21 protein-coding genes are annotated in these 22154 nt (G+C 60.8%); 14 read left to right on the forward strand and 7 right to left on the reverse strand.

Annotation, left to right across the window (positions count from 1 at the left end; all coding sequences use genetic code 11):
* Positions 1-46: 46 nt before the first annotated feature.
* The gene (locus ABVQ20_RS11930; RefSeq protein ID WP_354459690.1) at positions 47-1723 is read right to left on the reverse strand and encodes a tetratricopeptide repeat-containing sulfotransferase family protein; all 1677 of its coding nucleotides are present in this window, start codon (positions 1721-1723) and stop codon (positions 47-49) included.
* Between the two features lie 248 nt (positions 1724-1971).
* Positions 1972-3639: a tetratricopeptide repeat-containing sulfotransferase family protein gene (locus tag ABVQ20_RS11935; RefSeq protein WP_354459691.1), complete on the reverse strand. Its 1668-nt coding sequence runs from the start codon at positions 3637-3639 to the stop codon at positions 1972-1974.
* A 119-nt stretch (positions 3640-3758) separates the two neighbouring features.
* Between ABVQ20_RS11935 and ABVQ20_RS11940 the strand changes: the two genes are divergently transcribed.
* Positions 3759-4871: a pyridoxal phosphate-dependent aminotransferase gene (locus tag ABVQ20_RS11940; RefSeq protein WP_354459692.1), complete on the forward strand. Its 1113-nt coding sequence runs from the start codon at positions 3759-3761 to the stop codon at positions 4869-4871.
* 29 nt (positions 4872-4900) lie between these two features.
* Here the strand turns inward: ABVQ20_RS11940 and ABVQ20_RS11945 are convergent, their stop codons facing one another.
* Positions 4901-5905, reverse strand: a complete 1005-nt coding sequence (locus ABVQ20_RS11945; protein WP_354459693.1) for a bifunctional helix-turn-helix transcriptional regulator/GNAT family N-acetyltransferase — start codon at positions 5903-5905, stop codon at positions 4901-4903.
* A gap of 181 nt (positions 5906-6086) precedes the next feature.
* Between ABVQ20_RS11945 and ABVQ20_RS11950 the strand changes: the two genes are divergently transcribed.
* From ABVQ20_RS11950 to ABVQ20_RS11985, 8 genes are all read left to right on the forward strand, one after another.
* Complete coding sequence (locus ABVQ20_RS11950; RefSeq protein ID WP_354459694.1) at positions 6087-6371, forward strand: acylphosphatase; 285 nt, start codon at positions 6087-6089, stop codon at positions 6369-6371.
* A 68-nt stretch (positions 6372-6439) separates the two neighbouring features.
* Positions 6440-7090: a TetR/AcrR family transcriptional regulator gene (locus tag ABVQ20_RS11955; protein WP_354459695.1), complete on the forward strand. Its 651-nt coding sequence runs from the start codon at positions 6440-6442 to the stop codon at positions 7088-7090.
* Positions 7091-7159: 69 nt separating this feature from the next.
* Positions 7160-8323 carry an isovaleryl-CoA dehydrogenase gene (locus tag ABVQ20_RS11960; RefSeq protein WP_354459696.1) on the forward strand — a complete coding sequence of 388 codons (1164 nt, stop codon included), beginning with the start codon at positions 7160-7162 and terminating at the stop codon, positions 8321-8323.
* Position 8324: 1 nt separating this feature from the next.
* Positions 8325-9932 (forward strand): carboxyl transferase domain-containing protein, encoded by a 1608-nt coding sequence (locus ABVQ20_RS11965; RefSeq protein WP_354459697.1) that lies wholly within the window; start codon positions 8325-8327, stop codon positions 9930-9932.
* Between the two features lies 1 nt (position 9933).
* Positions 9934-10461: an O-acetyl-ADP-ribose deacetylase gene (locus tag ABVQ20_RS11970; RefSeq protein ID WP_354459698.1), complete on the forward strand. Its 528-nt coding sequence runs from the start codon at positions 9934-9936 to the stop codon at positions 10459-10461.
* Between the two features lie 120 nt (positions 10462-10581).
* Positions 10582-10953 carry a hypothetical protein gene (locus tag ABVQ20_RS11975; RefSeq protein ID WP_354459699.1) on the forward strand — a complete coding sequence of 124 codons (372 nt, stop codon included), beginning with the start codon at positions 10582-10584 and terminating at the stop codon, positions 10951-10953.
* Between the two features lie 42 nt (positions 10954-10995).
* Positions 10996-11370 (forward strand): hypothetical protein, encoded by a 375-nt coding sequence (locus ABVQ20_RS11980; RefSeq protein ID WP_354459700.1) that lies wholly within the window; start codon positions 10996-10998, stop codon positions 11368-11370.
* Positions 11371-11602: 232 nt separating this feature from the next.
* The gene (locus tag ABVQ20_RS11985; protein WP_354459701.1) at positions 11603-13567 is read left to right on the forward strand and encodes an acetyl/propionyl/methylcrotonyl-CoA carboxylase subunit alpha; all 1965 of its coding nucleotides are present in this window, start codon (positions 11603-11605) and stop codon (positions 13565-13567) included.
* A gap of 107 nt (positions 13568-13674) precedes the next feature.
* Here ABVQ20_RS11985 and ABVQ20_RS11990 read toward each other — a convergent pair whose 3' ends face one another.
* Positions 13675-14796, reverse strand: a complete 1122-nt coding sequence (locus ABVQ20_RS11990; protein WP_354459702.1) for an ABC transporter substrate-binding protein — start codon at positions 14794-14796, stop codon at positions 13675-13677.
* Between the two features lie 395 nt (positions 14797-15191).
* Complete coding sequence (locus ABVQ20_RS11995; RefSeq protein WP_354459703.1) at positions 15192-15458, reverse strand: sel1 repeat family protein; 267 nt, start codon at positions 15456-15458, stop codon at positions 15192-15194.
* A gap of 448 nt (positions 15459-15906) precedes the next feature.
* Between ABVQ20_RS11995 and ABVQ20_RS12000 the strand changes: the two genes are divergently transcribed.
* The 5 genes from ABVQ20_RS12000 to ABVQ20_RS12020 all read left to right on the forward strand — a co-directional run bounded on the left by ABVQ20_RS12000 (position 15907) and on the right by ABVQ20_RS12020 (position 19552).
* Positions 15907-16248, forward strand: coding sequence for a DUF2147 domain-containing protein (locus tag ABVQ20_RS12000; protein WP_354459704.1), 342 nt, complete (start codon positions 15907-15909; stop codon positions 16246-16248).
* Positions 16249-16462: 214 nt separating this feature from the next.
* The gene (locus tag ABVQ20_RS12005) at positions 16463-16621 is read left to right on the forward strand and encodes a hypothetical protein (RefSeq protein ID WP_354459705.1); all 159 of its coding nucleotides are present in this window, start codon (positions 16463-16465) and stop codon (positions 16619-16621) included.
* A 37-nt stretch (positions 16622-16658) separates the two neighbouring features.
* Positions 16659-16853, forward strand: coding sequence for a hypothetical protein (locus ABVQ20_RS12010; RefSeq protein WP_354459706.1), 195 nt, complete (start codon positions 16659-16661; stop codon positions 16851-16853).
* Between the two features lie 169 nt (positions 16854-17022).
* Positions 17023-18483, forward strand: coding sequence for an AMP nucleosidase (locus ABVQ20_RS12015; RefSeq protein ID WP_354459707.1), 1461 nt, complete (start codon positions 17023-17025; stop codon positions 18481-18483).
* A 55-nt stretch (positions 18484-18538) separates the two neighbouring features.
* The gene (locus tag ABVQ20_RS12020) at positions 18539-19552 is read left to right on the forward strand and encodes an endonuclease/exonuclease/phosphatase family protein (RefSeq protein ID WP_354459708.1); all 1014 of its coding nucleotides are present in this window, start codon (positions 18539-18541) and stop codon (positions 19550-19552) included.
* Positions 19553-19559: 7 nt separating this feature from the next.
* Here ABVQ20_RS12020 and ABVQ20_RS12025 read toward each other — a convergent pair whose 3' ends face one another.
* Together ABVQ20_RS12025 and ABVQ20_RS12030 are read right to left on the reverse strand one after the other, a co-directional pair.
* Positions 19560-20159 (reverse strand): DUF922 domain-containing protein, encoded by a 600-nt coding sequence (locus tag ABVQ20_RS12025; RefSeq protein ID WP_354459709.1) that lies wholly within the window; start codon positions 20157-20159, stop codon positions 19560-19562.
* Between the two features lie 137 nt (positions 20160-20296).
* The gene (locus ABVQ20_RS12030) at positions 20297-21976 is read right to left on the reverse strand and encodes an electron transfer flavoprotein-ubiquinone oxidoreductase (protein WP_354459710.1); all 1680 of its coding nucleotides are present in this window, start codon (positions 21974-21976) and stop codon (positions 20297-20299) included.
* Positions 21977-22154: the final 178 nt, after the last annotated feature.

Consider the following 22154-nt stretch of genomic DNA (forward strand, 5'->3'; position numbering starts at 1 on the left):
GTTCGAATTGCCTATTTGGTTTCGGGGAAGGCGATCTGAAACTCCGTCAAACATCAGCAAGATCGCCCAATGATTCGATCAGGGGCTGGATTTCGCTTTCGTAGTTCTTCCATCGTTTGACGGACGACTTGTAAATCGGCTGGCGAACCTGCCAACGGCTGAAAGTATTTACCGAGCCATCCCTCTCAAAAAAGCGCAGGCAGGCATCGTCCCAAGGCAGCCCGAGATGATCTATCAGGCGGCGCGACTGCTCTTCCTGATTTTCAATCAATGTCTCATATCGGTTTTCGAAGATACGACCCGGAAATATGTTGTTCCAGTGTCGCATCAAACGATCATATTCCCGGTAGTAAAGTCCGAGCGTCTGAAGATCAGTGCTATAGGTGTGCGTTTTACCAAATTGCAGGACAAAGCAGGAGACGCAATTGTCGATGGCATCGCGGCGGCAATGAATGATGCGCGCGTTGGGGAAGAGCACGCCGATCAGGCCGATCAGCTCGAAATTGTGGGGCATCTTGTCGACGATTCGAAGCGCAACAGGAGCCCGCTCGCGCAGATAGGAAAGGTGCTCCTCGGCCAAAGTCCTGGTGAGGTCAGGAGTAATCGTCGCGATCGATTCGCCGAGGCTCGCGTTGGAGCGGTCCGCAAAGCCAATCCCATTGGCTATTCGCCTGAGCTTGCTGAGCTCGCCGGCGCCATGAACATTGGGATGGCTGGCGCAGATCTGCTCAGTCAGTGTCGTGCCCGAGCGAGGCATACCGACGATAAACACGGGCAACTCCGAGGGATTGCCGTAAGCAGCCCTTGAAGCCACCAGTTCCGGTGTGAAGGTTTCGATCATGGCATCGACCCAGCGGCGGTAAGATTCCAGGTCGAATGTTTGGCCCCCGGCTTGATTGCCTTTCTTGAAGTAATCCATCGCCTCCTTGTAACGATGGAGGTCGTTGAGCACCTTTCCGGCGGCGTGATACAGATTCGCCGCTCCCTCCGACCCATGGTCCGGGTCCCGAAGCTCCTCCAGGATTGCCGTGAGTTCTGGCTGCTCTTCCGTGAATTTGCGTGTGTGCACGAGGGCATTGTAGGCAGCCGGTACCGCGATGCGCCGTTCTATTGCCTCTTTCAGATGAACCGCCGATTCGTCCATCCGACCAAGGCTTGCGAGCGTACTGGACAGCCCCAACCGGGCCACAGGATGATCTCGGTCGATCTTGAGCGCGGCCTCGAAGAGCGGCAGCGCCATTTCCCACTTGTTAAACGTATTGTAAGCATCGCCCAAGGTGCAAAGCGCTTCCACCAGATCTGGCTTCAGAGCCAAGGAGTGCTGAAGGTGCCTGATCGCCGGCGTAAATTCGCTGAGCTTCAAATAGGCTTCACCTAGGCTGTGGTGGTAGTAAGGATTTCGAGGCTCCTCTGCGACCGCCCGGGCAAAATACCGCAAGGCTATCTCGCCATCGTGGCCGAACGCGAGCGTTCCCAAGATGTACAGAGCCAACGGGTGATTTGGCGTCCGTGCCAGGACGCGTAGGCATAGCTCCTCGGCCTCCGGCAGTTGCTCAGCTTTCTGCAACTCGAGCGCCTGCCTCAACAGCATGTCGTCGACCTGACTGCGAGGCGGACCGGCCTTCGGCTGGGCTTTCGGTGGTGCAGCTTTCGGCGAGACCGCCCTCGCTGAGGGTTGGGTTTTGAGATGCTTTGCCCATGCGGGCGGCAATCGGTTGCTCATCCTGTCTCGCTAGCAAAAACGGGGGGCAGAATCCAGCCTTCGGTTACTCGATGGCAGCAGGCGGTTTTGCACTCGCCACCGAAAACCTTGTCGGGTGCCGTGGACTTAGCTCAGCCATGATGGTCATGCCGACCTGGACAAATCGTGACGTTGAACGGCCCTGCGGGCCCTCAGCGCCAGAAATCAATCCGTAATGGCTGATAGATGAGACCAAGAAGGAATCGTTGACAATACCCAACCTTACCGGGTCACGTCTCGACCAGGTCGCCCAGCGCCTCTATCAGCGGCTGAATCTCCTTCTCATAGTTCTTCCAGCGCTTGACGGAGGATTTGTAGATCGGTTGACGAACCTGCCAGCGGCTGGGCGTGTTGACCGATCCATCCCTGTCGAAAAAGCGTAAGCAGGCATCGTCCCAAGGCAGTCCAAGATGATCGATAAGCCTGCGTGATTGCGCTTCCTGATCGCCAACCAACGTCTCATAGCTGTTTTCGAAGATGAGACCTGGAAAGACCTGATTCCAATGCTGCATCAGGCGATCATACTCACGATAATAAAGGCCTAGTGTCCGCAGGTCGCTATTGTAGCTATGTCCCTCGCTGAAGCTCTGGACAAAGCAAGACACGCAATTATCGATGGCATCACGGCGGCAATGAATGATACGCGCATTGGGAAAGAGAAGGCCGATAAGGCCGATCAGTTCGAAATTATGTGGCGTCTTATCCACGACCCGAAGTGCGGCAGGCGCCCGTTCCTTGAGGTAGGACAGATGCTCCTGGGCCAGTGTTCTGGACAGATCTTGCGTGATCGACATGACCGGCCGGTTCAGATTTCCGGCCGACGACGTTTTCAGGCCGATAGCGTTCGCGACCCGCCTTAGTTTGCTGAGCTCGCCTGCGCCATGAACATCGGGATGGCTGCCGCAGATCTGTTCCGTTAGCGTTGTCCCCGAGCGGGGCATGCCAACTACAAACACCGGCGCCTCCGAAGAAGCTCCATAACCGGCCCTGGCAGCCAACATGTCCGGTGTGAAGGTTTCAATCATCGAGTCGACCCAGCGACGGTACAGATCGATGTCGAACCTGTAGCCGGAAGCCTTTTTCGCCTTGTTGAAATGGTCGAATGCTTCTTCATAGCGCTTGAGATCATTCAGCACCTTGCCGGCTGCATAGTGCAGCTTCTGGATGCCTTCCGAATCAAGCTTGGGATTGCGAAGTTCACTGAGGATGGATTGGAATTCCGCAGGTTCTTCGGTGAACTTTTGCGTCTGGACAAGATCGTTGTAGGCAGTCGGAACCGAAATCCGATGTTTGATCGCCTCTTTCAAATAGACGGCGGCCTCGTCCATGCGCCCCAGGCTGGTAAGCGCGCCGGCCAGCCCGAGCCGCACCTTTGGGTGGTTGCGGTTGATTTTCAGTGCTTTCTCGTAAAGAGGCAAAGCCATGTCGGGTTTGTCAAATTCATTGTAAGCCCGTCCCAAGGCACAAAGCGCGTCGACCAGATCCGGCTTCAGCTGCAGCGCATGCAACATACGCTCGATTGCCGCGGAATATTCCCCGACCTTCACATAGGCCTCGCCGAGGCTAAGGTGGTAGTAGGGATTTTTAGGCTCTTCGCCGACAGCTCGGGCGAAATATCGCAAAGCTGCCTCGTCGTCATAGCCGAGGCAGATCGTCCCCAGGATGTACAGAGCGAGCGGATGGTTTGGCGTGCGTGACAGAACACGAAGGCACAGATCTTGAGCCTCGTTGAGGCGTTTGGCCTGCTGAAGGGCGTATGCCTGCTTCAGCAATTCGTCATCAGCCTGCCCGCGTGAAAGCGAGTTTGCTTTCGGCAGATTCGGCTGCGGCAATTTGGATTTCGGCGAGGGGCCAGGTTTGATGTGCTTGGACCAAGCGGGCGGCAGACGATTGTTCATCTTGCCTCGCTAGCAAAAACAGCCACTGGAATCCAGTACGACAAACTGCGGCCCCCCTCAGCTTGCGCCCGCGATCGGGCCGCGCTAGCAAGAAGGCCCTTTCCACGCGAGCTTTTGCCATGCGCCAGCGCCCTCCCCTCACGCCGCTTGTCGGCGCGCTTCCCTCTACAGTACCGTTCGTCGGCCCGGAGGCGCAGGAGCGTGATCGCGGCCGGCCGTTCCGCGCCCGCATCGGCGCCAATGAGAGCAGCTTCGGTCCCTCGCCGAAGGTCATCGCCCGCATGGCTGGGATCGCCGGGGATATGTGGATGTACTGCGATCCGGACAATCACGATTTGAAGGTCGCCGTCGCCGCGCATCTTGGCGTGAAAGCCGAGAACGTGGTGGTCGGCGAAGGCATTGACGGGCTGCTCAGCCTGGTGGCGCGCATGTATGTCGCGCCCGGCGACGCGGTGGTGACTTCGCTCGGCGCCTATCCAACCTTCAACTTCCATGTCGCAGGCGTTGGCGGCCGCCTGGTCACTGTTCCCTACAAGAATGATCATGAGGATCTGGGCGGCCTGCTCGACGCGGTCGTCAAGGAGAAGGCGCCGCTGGTCTATCTTTCCAACCCGGACAATCCGATGGGGAGCTGGTGGGACGCGGCCGAGATCATCCGCTTCATCGAAGCCTTGCCGGAAACCACCATGCTGGTGCTCGACGAGGCCTACGGCGAGTTGGGACCGGCATCGGCGCTGCCGCCGATCGACGTGTCGCGGCCGAATGTCGTGCGCATGCGCACCTTCTCAAAGGCTTACGGACTTGCCGGCATACGCTGCGGCTATGCGGTGGCCGAGGCTCAGGTGATCAGCGATTTCGAGAAGATCCGCAACCATTACGGCGTCAGCCGCATGGCGCAGATTGCCGGCGTCGAGGCACTTGCCGACCAGGCCTGGCTGGAGAGCGTGGTCGGCCGGGTCGAGGCGGGTCGCCGGCGCATTTCCGAGATAGCCGAGGCGAACGGGCTGAAGCCACTGCCATCGGCGACCAATTTCGTCACCATCGACTGCGGCAGCGACGGCGCCTTTGCGATGAAGGTGCTGCAGGCGCTGTTGTCGCGCGACGTGTTCATCCGCAAGCCGATGGCGCCGGGGCTCGACCACTGCATCCGCGTCAGTGTTGGCCTTGACCGTGAACTCGACATCTTCGCCGAGGAATTGCCCGGCGCGCTCGCCGCGGCGCGAGGCAACTAGAATCAAGGCCTGGGAAGGAGACGCTCTCGTCAGAGATCCAATTCCCAGGTCTGGCCAACCAGATCCTTGCCGAAACTGTGGTGGCGTTCCTCGCCGACCAGCTTGAAACCGGCGCGCTCATAGATCGCGCGCGCCGCGACGAGAATGTCGTTCGTCCACAGCATAAGCCGACTGTAGCCGCAGGTCCGGGCCTGGTTGACGCATTGCTCGACCAGTTGTTTGCCGATGCCCATGCCGCGTGCCGCCGCCTCGACATGCAGCATGCGCAATTTCGCGACCTTGTCATCGAGATGGACAAGGAACACGGCGCCGACAGGTTGACTGCTGCGCTCGGCAATCCAGCAGAAATCGCGGCCAGGCAGAAAGTTGCGGATGAAATCCGCGCCGATTTCGGCGAGCAAGGCCTCGAACTCGATGCTCCAGCCGTACTCCTCGGCATAGAGCTGGGCCTGCCGCTGCACAACCCAGCCGACATCGCCGACACGGTGCGGCCGCAAAGTCCCCTCTGGCGTTCCATGAGGGTTTTCCTGCGCTTGGTCACCCAACAATTCCGCCGCCTTGCGCAACGCGCCGCCCAGTTCGTGCAGCCTATGGTCGGGCAGGCTCTCGATCAGCCGCGCCGTATCGCGATCCGCCGCGGCCTGTAGCCCCGAAAGAGCAGCCTCGCCTCTTGCCGTCAGCGACAGAATCCGCCGGCGCTTGTCGGCCGGATCGGTCCGGGTCTCGGTCAGGCCCTCGCTGGCGAATTTGCGGAGAATTCGCGTCAGATAGGCAGCATCGATACGCAATTGCCTGGCGATATCGGAGGCAGTGGGACCCATTTCCAGATGAAAGGCTTCGGCGAGAAAGCCGGGCTCCCCGGCGGTCTCTGGAGCCGCCGGACAATTGCGGTGGCCGAGTTCGAAAAGCACGCGCGCCTCGGTCAAGGTGAATGCGCTTTGTGTCAGCGTCTCGTCGAGAAGGCCGACGGTGCGTGTGTAGAAGCGGTTGAAGCGCCTGATATCGGCCACCAATGCGTTTCGTTCGTCCAACATCCGCGGCCAACTCCTAACAAGACGGGTCCATTTTCCAGAAATTAGTGGACTGAGTCAATTAAATTTCGAGATCGGAGAACCCTCGTCATCGGCCGCTCGTGCGATTCTCAGATTGCATTCCCTGAACCATGCACCAGATTCCAAGGGACGGACTTTTGAGAGATGAGGCAGGCTTAGAAAGATGGCTGGTCATCACAGGGAAGTGCGGGCGCGCGTCTACGGCAACGTGCAAGGCGTCGGTTTCAGACTCTGGGCCCGAGGCGAGGCCACAAGCCTTGGTCTTGCCGGCTGGGTTCGCAATGAGACGGACGGGTCAGTGGCGGCACAGATTGCCGGCATCGACGAGGCGGTTTCGACAATGATCGAGCGCCTCAGGAAAGGCCCGCCCGGCGCTTCGGTTTCGAGAGTCGACGTCGAGGAGTTGGCGGTCCGAGACACTCTTGTCGGATTCAGGATCGTTGCATGACGGGATTTCATTTTGGCGCCCTTGAATTAATTGAACGTTCGTTTTAATATCACCAAAAGAGGACCAGCATGGCACGCACCACCGGATCCGATGGCGAAAAGACCGAAGCGGCGATCCGTGAGGCGGCGGTCAACCTGATCGCTCGCCTTGGCTACGAAGCGATGTCGATGCGCCAGCTTGCCGCCGAGGTCGGCGTGCAGGCGGCAGCGCTGTACCGCTATTTCCCGACCAAGGAAGACCTTCTGTTCACGCTGATGCGCGAGCATATGGAGGGGCTGATCGCCGCATGGGACACCGCACGCCCTGCCTCCGCCGACCCGGTTGCACGGCTCTCGGCCTATGTCCGCAATCACATCGCTTTCCATATCGAGCGTCGACACGCCACGCATGTCTCGAACATGGAGTTGCGCAGCCTGTCGCCCGAAAGGCTGACGCAAATCCTCAAGCAGCGCACGGCTTACGAAAAGGAGCTGCGCGCCATCCTGCGCGATGGCGCCGAAGAAGGCGTGTTCACCGTCGAGGACACCGGCCTCACCGCCATGGCGCTGATCCAGATGATGACTGGGGTCATCGTCTGGTTCCGGCCGGGTGAGAGGCTGTCGATCACTGAAGTAACGACGACATATCTTTCGATGACAATGCGCCTGGTCGGCGCGCGGATCGACACCTACGGCGCCGCGCGTCCATTCGGACGCGCAAAGGACGCTGTAGCACTTTAATTTCGCGCATGATCCTTTCCGAAAATCGAAGTCGGTTTTCGGGGTCATGCGGCACCGGGGAGGAATGGCATGTATACGAACACGCTCAGCTTCGGGCATGACGAGGATATAGAGGCACTGCGCGACCTCGTGCGGCGCTTCGCGCAGGACAGGATCGCCCCGATCGCAGCCGAGATCGATCGCTCGAACGAATTCCCCCCGCACCTGTGGCGCGAGCTTGGCGCGCTCGGGCTGCTCGGCATCACCGCCGATCCGGATTTCGGCGGCACGGGCATGGGCTATCTGGCCCATGTCATTGCGGTCGAGGAGATTTCCCGGGCCTCGGCCTCGGTCGGTCTCTCCTACGGCGCCCATTCCAACCTCTGCGTCAACCAGATCAACCGCTGGGCAACGCCGGCGCAGAAGGAGAAATTCCTGCCGCCGCTTTGCTCGGGCGAACGCGTCGGCGCTCTGGCCATGTCGGAATCCGGCTCCGGCTCGGACGTTGTCTCGCTCAAGCTGCGCGCCGAGAAGCGCAATGACCGTTATGTGCTCAACGGCACCAAGATGTGGATCACCAACGGGCCCGACGCCGAAACGCTGGTCGTCTACGCCAAGACCGATCCGGAGCGGAAATCGCGCGGCATCACCGCCTTCATCGTCGAAAAAGCCATGGCCGGATTTTCCGTCGCCCAGAAACTCGACAAGCTCGGCATGCGCGGCTCCAACACCGGCGAACTGGTGTTCGAGAATGTCGAAGTTCCCTTCGACAACGTTCTGCATGAAGAAGGGCGCGGCGTTGAAGTGCTGATGTCGGGGCTCGACTATGAGCGCACCGTGCTTGCCGGCGGCCCGATCGGGCTGATGGCGGCGTGCCTCGACGTGGCGATCCCCTATGTGCATGAGCGCAAGCAGTTCGGCCAGCCGATCGGCGAGTTCCAGCTCGTGCAAGGCAAGCTTGCCGACATGTATACGACGATGAATGCCGCGCGCGCTTATGTCTATGCCGTAGCCTCTGCGTGCGACCGCGGCCAGACGACCCGCAAGGACTCCGCCGGCTGCGTGCTGTTCGCCGCGGAAAAAGCGACGCAGATGGCGCTCGACGCGCTGCAGCTGCTGGGCGGCAATGGCTACATCAACGACTATCCGACCGGCAGGCTGTTGCGCGACGCCAAGCTCTACGAGATCGGCGCCGGCACCAGCGAAATCCGTCGCTGGCTGATTGGTCGCGAGATCATGGCGGAAGGGGTGTAGCATGGCCACGCTGCAAACCCAGATCTCCCCCTCCTCCGACAGCTTTCGCGCCAATGCCGAGCGCATGCGGGCGCTGGTCGCCGACATTGCGGACAAGGCGGCAAGTGTCGAGCGCGGCGGTTCGGAAGAGGCGCGCGAACGCCACGTTTCACGCGGCAAGCTGTTGCCGCGTGAACGCCTCGCGCAATTGCTCGATGTCAGCTCGCCCTTTCTCGAGATCGGACAGTTCGCCGCATGGTCGATGTATGGCGAGGAGATTTCTTCGGCAGGCTTGATCGCCGGCATCGGCCGGGTCGAAGGCACCGAAGTGATGGTCGTCGTGAATGACGCCACGGTGAAGGGCGGCACCTATTATCCGCTGACTGTGAAGAAGCATCTGCGGGCGCAGGAGATCGCGCTGCAGAACAATCTGCCTTGCATCTACCTGGTCGACAGTGGCGGCGCCAACCTGCCCAACCAGGATGAGGTGTTCCCCGACCGCGAGCATTTCGGCCGCATCTTCTACAATCAGGCCAACATGTCGGCCGCCGGCATCCCGCAGATCGCCTGCGTCATGGGATCGTGCACGGCGGGCGGCGCCTATGTGCCGGCGATGTCCGACGAGACGATCATGGTGCGCAACCAGGCGACCATCTTCCTCGGCGGCCCGCCGCTGGTAAAGGCCGCCACTGGCGAAGACGTCACCGCCGAGGAACTGGGCGGCGCGGACGTGCACACGCGGCTTTCCGGCGTCGCCGACCACTATGCAATGGACGACGAGCATGCATTGGCCATTTGCCGGCGTATCGTCAAAAACCTGAATCGGAACAAGACCGTAAGGCTGACCTTACAGAAACCGATTCCGCCGCTTCATCCGGCGAATGAGCTCTATGGCATCGTGCCGACGGATCTGCGCCAGCCCTATGACGTGCGCGAGGTGATCGCGCGCATCGTCGACGGCTCCGAATTCGACGAGTTCAAGCAGAATTATGGCACCACGCTGATCACCGGTTTTGCCCATCTCCACGGCGTGCCCGTCGGCATCATCGCCAACAACGGCGTGCTGTTTTCCGAGAGCGCGCTGAAGGGCGCGCACTTCATCGAATTGTGCTGCCAGCGCAAGATCCCGCTGATCTTCCTGCAGAACATCACCGGCTTCATGGTTGGCAGGAAATACGAGGCGGGCGGCATCGCCAAGGACGGCGCCAAGCTGGTGATGGCCGTCGCGACCGCCAGGGTGCCCAAGGTGACTGTCATCATCGGCGGCTCGTTCGGGGCCGGCAATTACGGCATGTGCGGCCGCGCCTATTCACCGCGCTTCCTGTGGATGTGGCCGAACGCCCGCATCTCGGTGATGGGCGGCGAGCAGGCGGCAACCGTGCTCGCCATGGTCAAGCGCGAGGGCATCGAGCGCAAGGGCGGCGAGTGGAGCGCCGAGGAGGAAGCGAAGTTCAAGAAGCCAATCCTGATGAAGTACGAACATGAAGGCCATCCGCTCTACTCGTCCGCCCGGCTCTGGGACGACGGCATCATCGATCCGGCGAAGACACGCGAGGTTCTGGCGCTCAGCCTTTCAGCCGCGCTCAATGCCGAAATCGAGGACACGCGTTTCGGCGTCTTCAGGATGTGAGATGGACGCAAATCCGCGCATCCAGGTTCACACAGGCGACATCACCAAGTTGGCTGTCGACGCCATCGTGAATGCGGCCAACAGTTCGTTGCTGGGTGGCGGTGGGGTCGATGGCGCTATTCACCGCGCAGCCGGCCGCGAGCTTGAGTTCGAATGCCGCATGTTAAACGGTTGCAAGGTCGGCGAAGCCAAGATCACCAAGGGCTACAAACTGCCGGCGCGCTACATCATCCATACGGTCGGACCGTTCTGGCAAGGCGGTGGCAAGGGCGAAGCCGAATTGCTGGCGTCCTGCTACCGGCGATCGCTGGAACTCGCTCGCGCCCATGATTGCCTGACAATGGCTTTTCCGGCGATCTCGACTGGCATCTACCGCTATCCGAAACATGAGGCGGCTGAAATCGCTGTCGGCACAGTCAGCCACTTCCTCGCACTGCACGCGATGCCGGAAACCGTCATTTTCTGCTGCTTCGACCAAGCTATGGCCGAACTATACCAACAAGCCATTGCTTATATTTTGGAAGGCTGAACTGCATGGACCAAACGATTCGTCAGCATAGGCTAGTGGTATTTTTTACTGTCGAACTGGCGGTAGCAGAAAATATTCGCTATTGCTCACACTGCTTTGGGCAATGGGGAAGTGACGTAGATGATTGTGAAGTATCGCTGCAAATCGATTCTGTCGATACTTGCACCACTTCTAATATTCATAACACCAGGTACGGCGGCGGCGGGGTCGCTGGCGGGCAGCGAGGGCGACGTACGCTACCCGATAACCATCCCCACGGGGACGACAGGTGGCTGCGGCAAAGCCTATGCGGCATACGTGGCGGCTTCGGGCCATTCGGCCTTCGCGGCAACGCCAATCGTTCCGGCGACCGAGTATTTCATTTGCGGCGCGAGGTTGAACGCACCGTCGCAGAAGACGGCCGAGGATCTGGCGCTGAAATCCTGTCAGGCCAGCAAAAGCAAATACAAGGTTACGGTCGCCGGCGCCTGCAGCATCTCCGCGTCCAAGTAGGCTGGAAGGCGTGCGGCCGTTATGCTCTCGGGGGGACACAGAATGAAATTCTCGAATATCAGACGTGCGGCCGTATCGATGCTGGCAGGGCTGCTGATCATAACAGCAGCCGGCGCTTCAGCGGCGGGATCGCTGGCAGGTCAGGAGGGCGACAGGCGATTTCCGCCGGCATTGACGAGAGATGCGAAATCCCCCTGCAACAAGGCCTACAAGGCCTATGTGGCGGCCGGTGGCCATTCGGCCTATGCCACGACGCCGTACTCCAGGGTGGTTTCGCTCTATATCATTTGCGGCTCGAGTCTGAATGCGCCGTCACAGAAGGTAGCCGAAGGAGCGGCGATGAAGTCCTGCCTCGCCACCCGCGCACACTACAAGGTGACGACAGGCGGCACCTGCGAGATCGCCGCGTCGAAATAGGCGCAAGCGAGCTTCCGGTAGAGCACTCCTTCGGCAAGGGAAAGGTCGATCTCCCCCATAAGGCGCGAGATTGGCTGCTTCAGCATTGCCGCTCTTCCTTCATCGTTGGTTATTGGCGAAACCGACGGCGACGTTCGATCTCCCCCGAAGTAAGAAAAATGTCCGGCAGGACAGAGGGGGGCGTGAAAAAACACCTCCTTGGCTCGAAGCAAGCTCGTGTAGCGGAGGCCCCATGTTCAGCAAGATTCTGATCGCCAATCGCGGCGAGATCGCATGCCGTGTCATTCGCACGGCGCGCAAACTGGGTGTGCGCACCGTCGCCGTCTATTCCGATGCAGACGCCCACGCGCTGCATGTCGAGATGGCTGATGAGGCGGTGCATATCGGTCCCTCTCCCGTCGGCGAAAGCTATCTGCGTGGCGACAAGATCATCGCCGCCGCTTTGGCAACCGGCGCCGAGGCTATCCATCCGGGTTATGGCTTCCTGTCGGAAAACCCGGACTTCGTCGATCAGGTGGTGGCGGCCGGGCTCACCTTCATCGGACCGTCGGCGACCTCGATCCGCGCCATGGGCTTGAAGGACGCCGCCAAACGGCTGATGGAGAAGGCGGGCGTGCCCGTGGTGCCCGGCTATCATGGCGAAGCCCAGGAGATCGTATTGCTTGCCTCCAAGGCGCGCGAGATCGGCTACCCGGTGCTGATCAAGGCGCGTGCCGGCGGTGGAGGCAAGGGCATGCGCAAGGTCGAACATCCCGACGATTTTTCGGAAGCGCTGTCAGGCGCGCGGCGGGAGGCCAAGGCCGCCTTCGGTGACGACCGCGTGCTGGTCGAGAAATATGTCGACAAGCCGCGTCATATCGAAGTGCAGGTCTTCGGCGACAATTTCGGCAATGCGGTGCATCTTTACGAACGCGACTGTTCGGCTCAGCGCCGCCACCAAAAGGTGATCGAGGAGGCGCCCGCCCCCGGCATGACGCCGGAATTGCGCAAGGCAATGACCGATGCGGCGGTGAAGGCCGCCAAGGCCATCAGCTATTCCGGTGCTGGCACAATCGAGTTCATTGTCGATGCCTCGCAGGGACTGAAGCCCGACCGCTTCTGGTTCATGGAAATGAACACAAGGCTGCAAGTCGAGCATCCCGTCACCGAAATGGTCACCGGTACCGATCTTGTCGAGTGGCAGCTCAGGGTGGCCTCCGGCGAAAAGCTGCCCAAGACGCAAGCCGAGATCACGCTTTCCGGCCATGCCTTCGAGGCCCGCATCTATGCCGAGGACGCGGCAAAGGGCTTTCTGCCGGCCACGGGCACGCTCTACCATCTGAAGTTTCCCGATACGGTCCCCGAAGGCGCCACCATGCGCGTCGAGACGGGCGTGCGCGCCGGTGACGCGATCTCGCCCTACTATGATCCGATGATCGCCAAGCTGGTGGTACACGCCAAGGACAGGCCCTTGGCACTGCAAGCGCTCGTGGCGGCACTTCGCCAGACCGAAGTCGCCGGCTCGACCGTCAACGCCGCCTTCCTCGCCGCTCTTGCCGCCGATCCTGATTTTTCGAAGGGCGATGTCGACACCGGCCTGATCGGCCGGCATCAGCAGGCGCTGACCGAAATCGCGCCACCGAACGCCGACATCGTTGCGGCTGCGGCGCTGGCGGCATCGGGTGCGGGAGCGCTGCCGCCATCGAACGATCCCTGGTCATCGCTTGCCGGCTATCAGCATTTTCATCCTGCGGCGCGGCGAACCCGGCTTCACTATGGCGAGCACGATATCACGGCAAAGGTGTCGGTGCGTCCGGATGGGCGGTTCGCGGTGACGCTGGACGAGCCGTACGGCAGCACCAATGCTCATGATCTTCGCGCCGCCCCTCGCCTTGCTCGCTGGCCTGGCCACGTCACGGTCTTTTCAGGCGCCGTTGGCTACACGTTCGCCGTGCCTGACCCCTTGGCGAGAGCCGATGAATCCGCCGCGTCGTCTGGCAGCCTGCGCGCGCCGATGCCCGGCCTTGTCAAGTTGGTGCGCGTGACACCAGGCGAGACCGTCACGAAAGGCCAACCGTTGCTGATCCTCGAAGCCATGAAGATGGAACACACCATCGCCGCCCCCCATGACGGAGTAATCGCCGAGATCGCGACGGAAGGGGCACAGGTCACCGACGGCACCGTACTGGTTCGGTTCGCCGAGGACGTCCACGCCTGATGACCAGGTCGCAACAGTAGCACTGAAGCACAAGTGGCCTGATCTGAAATGAAAAATGGCCGGGACAAGCCCGGCCATCTCTTCAGGGTGTCTGCTCGCCGGAGCGATTACTGCGCGATCGGCGCGTACTTGCCGTCATGCCACTGGTTGATGTCGTAGCTGGCGTTCTTGAGGTCGCCCTTCTCGTCGAAGGTGACATCGCCGACAACGGTGCTGATCGGCGTGCCGTTCTTCAACGCTTCGGCAACCTTGGCCGGATCGTCGCTGCCGGCACGCTTGATGCCTTCGGCGAAAGCCTGGATCGTGGCGTAGGAGAACAGCGTGAAGCCCTCCGGCACGAAGCCGCCAGCCTTGATCTTCTCGACGGCTGCCTTGGCTTCCGGCTTTGCCTGCGGATCCGACGGGAACACGAACAGCGTACCTTCGCCGGCCGGGCCGGCGACCTGCCAGAACTCCGGCGAGGCGATGGAATCCGGCATGATCAGCTGGAACTTCAGGTTCTGTTCCGCCGACTGACGCAGGATCAGGCCAGCTTCAGGATGATAGCCGCCGAAATAGACGACGTCTGCCTTGAGATCCTTCAGCTTGGTGACGAGCGCCGAGTAATCCTTCTCGCCGGCATTGATGCCGTCATAGTACACTTCCTTGAGACCGCCGGTATTCATCGTTGCCCTGACGGCGTCAGCCACGCCCTGGCCGTAGGCGCTCTTGTCATGCAGGATGACGACGTTCTTGCCAGCATATTTCTTGGCGATCCAGGGACCGATGAACGCGCCCTGCGCATCGTCACGCGTGTAAAGACGCATGATCGTCGGCCAGCCGGCTTTCGCCGCAGCGTCGGTCAGCACCGGGTTGGAAGATGCCGGACTCATCATCAGAGCACCTGCTTCGGCATAGACGGCGGACGCCGGAATGCTCGAACCCGAGCAGGCGTGGCCATCGATGAACTTGACGCCATTGGCGATGATGCGATTGGCCACCGAAACAGCCTGCTTGGGATCGCACTGGTCGTCTTCGATGTCGAGCTTGATCATCGAGCCGTTGACGCCGCCTGCGGCGTTGATGGCATCGGCGGCAGCCTGCGCGCCCTGCTTGAACTGGTCGCCGATGGTGGCGAGTTGTCCGGTCATCGGACCGACCACCGCAAAGGTGATGTCGTCGGCGAATGCGACCGGCGCACTCATCATCAGGCCGAAAATGGCCGCGCTCAAAATACTCGTTTTTTTCATGGTTGAAACAACTCCTCCACTTCGCGCGCGGCCGCCCCGGCCGCGCTTCTTTCAGAGAGGCGGGACAATTTCATCCTTCGCATGGCCTGTCTAGGCGCATTGGTGGCACTCGATTGGGCCTGCCCTGCGTCATCCACGCAAAAAAGCCGCGCTGGCCTTGTTCCGGCCGGTCGCGGCTCTTTTTGCCCGTCGAGCAATCCCCAGGCGCCAGCGCGCCTGAACCCCGCTCGCCTTCCCTGTGACCGCGCAGCTTGAGCTCTCAGCCCGCCGCGTTCTTGTTCTTCATGTTCCTGACCGTCTTGCGCGGTCTTTCATTCCGCCCGGGTCCGGCCGTCTCTGCGGCCTTGATCCGGAGCTTCCCTGTCTTCGATCAATATCTGCGCGATCGGCGGACCTCAGTGCATGGTCATCCATTCGCGGGCTTCGCGCAGCGCCTTGGCAATGTCAGCCTTCGACATTGCCGCCGACAGTTCCGAGCGCAATTCCGCGGCGCGGACCGAGCCCTTGATCGCGGCGATGTTGAACCATTTGTGGGCGGCGACAACATCGGTCTCGCAGTCGCGACCGGTCGCATACATCATGCCCAGTTCGAAAAGAATGTCGGCCTGGGCAGTCGCGCCCATGGCGCCAAAACCGGCTTCAAGCATTTCAAAACGTGCCATTTCAATCCCCTGTTCCTGGCCCTGTCAGGCTCCCGAGAGCGGCTTCCGTCTTGTCTTCCGGGCTGCTCTTCCGATGCTTTCGAGAATGCCTTGGAGGCTTGAATCCGTCGTTAAATGGCGTGCTTAATTTGAAGAAAACAAAGCTAAAACAATAAGTAAACGTGGAAATTCGTTAAGGATACAAAGTCAGCAATCGCGGCAGTTTCGGCCAAATTTGACGAAAACTTCCGAGGCGACGATCAACACTCTGCTAACCACGGAAGACAAAGGCTCGATATCGATCGTTTCATTTTCTGCCCGGCGTGGTCGATTTCGAGCACCCCGAAAATCCTGGCTGTTGCCGTTGCGACACCGCTTTTGTTTTGCCGGGAGCTGGATTAGCTTACGTTTGCGTAAGCGGCAGACAGGCGGGGAGCACCAGTCCGCGAAACCCACAGGGAGGACAGATATGTTTCGAAAAATGAGCCTGGCCCTCGCGGCCACGTTGATCATGGCCGGCGCGGCTTGGGCCGATCCGATCGAAGGCAACTGGAAGACACAGGCTGGCGATACCGCGGCCATCTCGGGCTCCGGTTCATTCTCCATCACACTCAAGACAGGCAAGTATGCCGGCAAGACCATTGGCTCGCTCAAGCCGGCCGGGGATAACAAATACGCCGGCAACATCACCGATCCGGCAAGCGACAAGACCTATTCCGGCAAGGCGACCCTGTCTGGCGCGTCGCTGAAGATGAGTGGCTGCGTGCTGGGCGGGCTGATCTGCAAGAGTCAGACCTGGCACAAACTCTGATCGTTCCATCCTGGCGGATTACAAACGGGGCCCTACGAGGCCCCGTTTTCGTATGGCCGGAAATCTCGCGGCCCGGCTGTCGCATGCCAGACGCATCAGCCGTGGCCGATTGCTAAAATTGTCAATGAATTTGAACGGCAGATGAATGCCGGCATCAGAGCCGGTTCAGTCGCGATCAAGCATTCTCCTGCGTGTTGAAGGAGACACCCAGCCAATGCTCGCCCGCCGCTTCACCATCGTCTGCCTGCTGATGAGCCTCTTCGGAATGTTCTTCGCCATCCTCGTCGCCGAAGCCGGCCGTCCGGCCCACTCATGGGAAGAGACCGGGTCCAGGACGTGCGGTGTCGCCTGCCCCGATTATCCGCGCCACTGAAACACAGCGCCAAGACCTCGAAAGAAAAGCAAAAGCCATGAACCTCATCGCCGCCAACGCACTCAAGACCCTTCGGCTTCTGCCGCGGGCGGCGCTCATCCTGCTGGTGCTTGCTGCTCCTGTCCTGGCCGTACCCGCAATGCGCGCCAATGGCGGCTCGACGATCGATGCACCGGCGATGAGGAAGTCGGGCGTGGGCTTCGTGCTTCTGGTCAGCCTGCAACGCGGTTAAGCGCGATGCTTCCAGATTGATTCATCAGACGCACCCAAGCTCTTGCGGCAAAAGAAAAAGCGCGCTTTTGCCGCCATCGGCCAACGCCCCCCCTCCCAACCGTCATTCCAAGTCTCTATATTGAGCCATGGAAAAGCGAATCTATCCACAAGCCATCGAATCAGTCGTCATGCCGGAGCCATTTGGCCGGCAAAGCTTCGACGATGCCGAAAAGGCAGTCGCTGCGCTGCAGCTTCTTTACGACCGCAACACCAAGTTCCTGCGTGACTCGTTTGCCGCGCTGGCCGCGGGCGGCGACAACAGCAAACGGTACCGAGCTTTCTACCCGGAGATTGGCGTCACCACCAATTCGTTCACCCAGGTCGACTCGCGCCAAGCCTATGGCCATATGCCGACGCCCGGGCACTTCTCGACCACCATCACCCAGCCTGGATTGTTTGAAAGCTATCTCGTCGAACAGCTGCGCCTGATCATGCGCAATCACGGCGTTGAGGTCACCGTTTCGGAATCGACCACGCCCATTCCGCTGCATTTCGCCTTCCTCGAAGGCACGCATGTCGACGGCGCTGCCGCCGAGCGCATCAAGCGGCCGATCCGCGACCTGTTCGACGTGCCGGACCTCGACGGCACCGACGACCAGATCGCCAACGGCACATTTGAAGTGGCTTTCGGCGAGCCAAGGCCGCTGGCGCCTTTCACGGCACAGCGCATCGACTATTCGCTGCATCGCCTGTCGCACTATACGGCGACCACGCCGCAGCATTTCCAGAACTTCGTGCTGTTCACCAACTACCAGTTCTATATCGACGAGTTCGTGGCCAGGGCGCGCGCGCTGATGTCGGAAGGCGGCGGTGGCTATAGCGAGTTCGTCGAGCCAGGCAATGTCGTGACCAAGGCCGGACAAAGCGCGCCCAGCGAAGGTGTGGCGCCGCCGCGCCTGCCGCAGATGCCGGCCTACCACCTGAAGAAGCCGGACCATGGCGGCATCACCATGGTCAACATCGGCGTCGGTCCGTCCAACGCCAAGACGATCACCGATCACATCGCGGTGCTCAGGCCGCATGCCTGGGTGATGCTTGGCCACTGCGCGGGCCTGCGCAATACCCAGGCCCTGGGCGACTATGTGCTGGCGCATGCCTATGTGCGGGAGGATCACGTCCTCGACGACGATCTTCCTGTCTGGGTGCCGATCCCGCCGCTGGCCGAGATCCAGGTGGCGCTGCAGGAAGCCGTCGCTGAAGTCACCGGCCTGTCCGGCTACGACCTCAAGCGCATCATGCGCACCGGCACCGTCGCCACGATCGACAACCGCAACTGGGAACTGCGCGACCAGCGTGGTCCTGTGCAGCGCCTGTCGCAGTCTCGGGCCATCGCGCTCGACATGGAATCGGCGACGATCGCGGCCAATGGCTTCCGCTTCCGGGTCCCTTATGGGACTCTGCTTTGCGTCTCCGACAAGCCGCTGCACGGTGAACTCAAACTGCCGGGGATGGCGACCGAGTTCTACAAGCGCCAGGTGGCGCAACATCTGACCATCGGCATCAGGGCGATGGAGAAGCTGTCGGAAATGCCGATGGAGCGTCTGCATTCGCGCAAACTCAGAAGTTTTTCGGAGACGGCATTCCAGTAGTCGGCGAGTATTTCGCCATCTTGATTGAGCCGCAATTCTACCGATAAGCAAGCCGATGGCACGCATTCGATACATGGCGACTACCGCGACATTCGTCGCCATGTTCGCCCTCTCGGTACCGCTGGTGGCCGGGTTTTTCGGGACGCTGCACCCGGCACTGGATTCCCTTTCCCATTTTCGCGTCCATCTGGCCGTGCTGATGGCGCTTTGCGCGCTACCATTGCTTGCCACGACGTTCCGCGTGCAGGCGGCGGCCGCTCTGCTCTTCGCTGTGGCTGCCTTTTCGACCACCTCGAATGCACTGCCGCTGCCTCGCCTGTGGCCGGTCCAGGCCGGGTTCGAGGCCAAGAGCGACAACCAGGCTGTCTACCGGCTGCTGCAGATGAACCTGCGGTTCAACAACCCGACGCCCGAAAAAGTGCTGTCGCTGATCGGCCGGACCAACCCTGACGTGATAACGCTCGAAGAGGTTTCCGAGATGTGGGAGGATAAATTCTCGCTCATCTCCAGCATCTATCCCTACCGGATCTTCTGTCCGTTCCCCAATGGCGTGTTTGGCGTCGGCATCGTATCAAGACGCCCCTTCTCGGCTGGAACCGAGCAACGCTGCTTTGGCCGCGGCGCCATGGCGATCGCAACGGTCGACTTCGGCGGAATAGACATCGATGTCGCCGCCATCCATCTCGGCTGGCCTTGGCCGTTCGAGCAATCACGACAGATCGGTGAGTTGTCGGATCCCCTGGCCTCGCTGGCCGAGACCGCGATCATGGCGGGTGACTGCAACGCGGTGCCGTGGAGCGCCGCCGTTCGCCGGGTCGCCGATATCGGCGGCTTGCGCTTGATGCCGTCTGTCGGACCGACCTGGCTCTACCGCAAGCTGCCGGACGTCCTGCGTTTCGCGGGACTGCCAATCGACCAGGTTTTCAGCAAAGGCGCAGTGCTGCTCCATTCCGCGGCAACGCTGGAGAATACGGGTTCCGACCACTATCCGGTGATGGTGGAATTCTCACTGAGGCCACAGGAGCAGAAACCGACCGACGAGCCCGAGACGGCGACGGTCTCCCTCTGACCTGGCGCTAAGGCGCCTCCAGCGTGTTGAGAAGATATTCGACATGGCCGCCTTCACGATGCTCCCTGGCATCGAAGGCATTCTGCTTGTCTTCGTACTCGTCATAGATAGCGTCGATGCGGCGCTTCGCTTCCCGCCGCGTCCTGGAGCATTGCGGATCGTCCGGGACTGTCAGGCCGGTCAACGATTTGTCGGTGGCGGCCATCATTTCCCTGGCGATGCGGCCATGCGTCTCCTCATGCGCGGTGACGCCATCGATAAACCGCTTCCAGTGCTTTTCGAGCGCCGGCGAGATCGGGGAAGCTATACGTGGGTAGACAAAATTCAGGTTAAGCGTGCCACTGGCCTGCTTGATGCGGCAGGCGCCCTTGGCTTTGGTGAAGTCGAAATCCCAGGTCTTGGTATAATTGGTCTGAGCGATAGCACGGGCCATGAAACCATGCCTCGGTCCGCTGCGGTCCATCGAGGCAACCAACGCCTGGCCCGACGTGCCGGTGACGTCGTATGTCCGCGTCACGACGTTGATCTTCACGCCGGCCGAAGCCGTGGACGAAAAGCAGCCAGCTACGCCAACCGCCGCCAGCAATGTCACGGTCGTCAAACGCATCTCGGTTTCCCTTGCAACGAAACAAGGAGACCACAAGTACCCACCGGCTTCAACGGTCTTGGGCGACCTTACACGGTCGTGCGAATGGCCGCCTGGATCATGTTCCGGCCGACAATGGCCCGCTCAGGCATCCAACCTTACATGTTCTGATACACCGGGCCCTCGCCGCCCTGCGGCGGCACCCAGTTGATGTTTTGATTCGGATCCTTGATGTCGCAGGTCTTGCAGTGGACGCAGTTCTGCGCGTTGATGACGAAGCGAACGTCCTTGGCCGAAGGGTCCGCGGCGCTGTTGCCGTCCTTGTCGACCCATTCGTAGACACCGGCCGGACAATAGCGTGTCGAAGGTCCGGCAAAGACATCATGTTCGGAGCGCTTCTGCAGGTCCATGTCACCGACAAGCAGGTGGACCGGTTCGTTTTCCTCATGGTTGGTGTTGGACAGGAATACCGAGGAAAGCCGGTCAAAGGTGAGCACGCCATCTGGCTTCGGATAGGCGATTTTCTTGTGCTGAGCGGCAGGCTCCAGCGCGGCATAGTCGGCCTTGCCATGCTTCAGCGTGCCGAAGGGCGAGAGACCGAACAGCGTGTTCAGCCACATGTCGAGCCCGCCGAGGCTGATGCCGACGATGGTGCCGAAGCGCGACCACAGTGGCTTGACGTTGCGGACTTTCTTCAGGTCCTTGCCGATATCGGTCGAGCGCCAGGCCGCCTCATAAGAGACCAGTTCGTCATTGGCACGGCCGGCTCCGATCGCTTCCGCGACATGCTCGGCGGCCAGCATTCCGGACAGCACGGCATTGTGCGATCCCTTGATGCGCGGCACGTTGACGAAGCCCGCCGCGCAGCCCATCAGGACGCCACCGGGGAACGACAGTTTCGGCACCGACTGCCAGCCGCCTTCGGTGATGGCGCGCGCGCCATAACCCAGCCGCTTGGCGCCTTCGAACGTGCCTGATATTGCCGGATGGGTCTTGAACCGCTGGAATTCCTCGAACGGCGACAGATAGGGGTTCTTGTAGTTGAGGTGGAGGACGAAACCGACCGCCACCTGATTGTCCTCGAGATGATAAAGGAAGGAGCCGCCGCCGGTCTTCATATCGAGTGGCCAGCCGAAGGAATGCTGGACAAGGCCCGGCCGATGGTTCTCCGGCTTGACCTGCCAGAGCTCTTTCAGGCCGATGCCGTATTTGCCGGGTTCGCGACCGTCGGAAAGCTTGTATTTGGCGATCAGCTGCTTGGCGAGCGAGCCGCGAGCACCCTCGCCGATCAGCACATACTTGCCCATCAGCGCCATACCGGGCGCGAAGCCCGGGCCGTGCGTGCCGTCCTTCTCGACGCCCATGTCGCCGGTGACGACGCCGGTGACGGCGCCTTCCTCATTGTAGAGCAGTCCAGCAGCAGCAAAGCCCGGGTAGATCTCAACGCCCAGCGCCTCGGCCTTGCCCGCCAGCCAGCGGGTGACGTTGCCGAGCGAGACGATGTAATTGCCGTGATTGTTCATCAGCGGCGGCATCAGGATGTTGGGCAGGCGGAACGAGCCGGCCGGACCGAGGACCAGAAAATGGTCGGCAGTGACCGGTGTCTTGAAGGGATGTCCCTCCTCTTCGCGCCAGCCCGGCAACAGACGATCGATGCCAATGGGATCAACGACGGCGCCGGACAGGATGTGAGCACCAACTTCGCCACCCTTTTCCAGGACGACGACGGAAAGTTCGGGGTTGACTTGCTTGAGGCGGATCGCGGCGGCGAGGCCGGCTGGACCGGCGCCGACGATGACCACGTCGAATTCCATGCTTTCGCGTTCGATATCGCTCATCAACCCCTCCGCACTGGCTTGTCCCATTCGGGTATCTTGCTGGCTCCTGCGCTGCATAGCGCATCAATTGGCGACAGGAAACCGGCGCATACGTGACAATGCCGATTTCGACAAAAAGTCGCGCCTGAGGGGAGAGGCCCGCCCCTCCTGATGTTTTCAATTGTTCGACGACTGACTT

It is taken from the genome of Mesorhizobium shangrilense (assembly GCF_040537815.1).
GTDB lineage: Bacteria > Pseudomonadota > Alphaproteobacteria > Rhizobiales > Rhizobiaceae > Mesorhizobium > Mesorhizobium shangrilense.

Excerpts from the sequence above, each read along its gene's own strand:
- ABVQ20_RS11930 (WP_354459690.1), bottom strand. The coding sequence starts at position 1,723 with ATGAGCAACCGATTGCCGCCCGCATGGGCAAAGCATCTCAAAACCCAA.
- ABVQ20_RS11935 (WP_354459691.1), bottom strand. The coding sequence starts at position 3,639 with ATGAACAATCGTCTGCCGCCCGCTTGGTCCAAGCACATCAAACCTGGC.
- ABVQ20_RS11940 (WP_354459692.1), top strand. The coding sequence starts at position 3,759 with ATGCGCCAGCGCCCTCCCCTCACGCCGCTTGTCGGCGCGCTTCCCTCT.
- ABVQ20_RS11945 (WP_354459693.1), bottom strand. The coding sequence starts at position 5,905 with ATGTTGGACGAACGAAACGCATTGGTGGCCGATATCAGGCGCTTCAAC.
- ABVQ20_RS11950 (WP_354459694.1), top strand. The coding sequence starts at position 6,087 with ATGGCTGGTCATCACAGGGAAGTGCGGGCGCGCGTCTACGGCAACGTG.
- ABVQ20_RS11955 (WP_354459695.1), top strand. The coding sequence starts at position 6,440 with ATGGCACGCACCACCGGATCCGATGGCGAAAAGACCGAAGCGGCGATC.
- ABVQ20_RS11960 (WP_354459696.1), top strand. The coding sequence starts at position 7,160 with ATGTATACGAACACGCTCAGCTTCGGGCATGACGAGGATATAGAGGCA.
- ABVQ20_RS11965 (WP_354459697.1), top strand. The coding sequence starts at position 8,325 with ATGGCCACGCTGCAAACCCAGATCTCCCCCTCCTCCGACAGCTTTCGC.
- ABVQ20_RS11970 (WP_354459698.1), top strand. The coding sequence starts at position 9,934 with ATGGACGCAAATCCGCGCATCCAGGTTCACACAGGCGACATCACCAAG.
- ABVQ20_RS11975 (WP_354459699.1), top strand. The coding sequence starts at position 10,582 with ATGATTGTGAAGTATCGCTGCAAATCGATTCTGTCGATACTTGCACCA.
- ABVQ20_RS11980 (WP_354459700.1), top strand. The coding sequence starts at position 10,996 with ATGAAATTCTCGAATATCAGACGTGCGGCCGTATCGATGCTGGCAGGG.
- ABVQ20_RS11985 (WP_354459701.1), top strand. The coding sequence starts at position 11,603 with ATGTTCAGCAAGATTCTGATCGCCAATCGCGGCGAGATCGCATGCCGT.
- ABVQ20_RS11990 (WP_354459702.1), bottom strand. The coding sequence starts at position 14,796 with ATGAAAAAAACGAGTATTTTGAGCGCGGCCATTTTCGGCCTGATGATG.
- ABVQ20_RS11995 (WP_354459703.1), bottom strand. The coding sequence starts at position 15,458 with ATGGCACGTTTTGAAATGCTTGAAGCCGGTTTTGGCGCCATGGGCGCG.
- ABVQ20_RS12000 (WP_354459704.1), top strand. The coding sequence starts at position 15,907 with ATGTTTCGAAAAATGAGCCTGGCCCTCGCGGCCACGTTGATCATGGCC.
- ABVQ20_RS12005 (WP_354459705.1), top strand. The coding sequence starts at position 16,463 with ATGCTCGCCCGCCGCTTCACCATCGTCTGCCTGCTGATGAGCCTCTTC.
- ABVQ20_RS12010 (WP_354459706.1), top strand. The coding sequence starts at position 16,659 with ATGAACCTCATCGCCGCCAACGCACTCAAGACCCTTCGGCTTCTGCCG.
- ABVQ20_RS12015 (WP_354459707.1), top strand. The coding sequence starts at position 17,023 with ATGCCGGAGCCATTTGGCCGGCAAAGCTTCGACGATGCCGAAAAGGCA.
- ABVQ20_RS12020 (WP_354459708.1), top strand. The coding sequence starts at position 18,539 with ATGGCACGCATTCGATACATGGCGACTACCGCGACATTCGTCGCCATG.
- ABVQ20_RS12025 (WP_354459709.1), bottom strand. The coding sequence starts at position 20,159 with ATGCGTTTGACGACCGTGACATTGCTGGCGGCGGTTGGCGTAGCTGGC.
- ABVQ20_RS12030 (WP_354459710.1), bottom strand. The coding sequence starts at position 21,976 with ATGAGCGATATCGAACGCGAAAGCATGGAATTCGACGTGGTCATCGTC.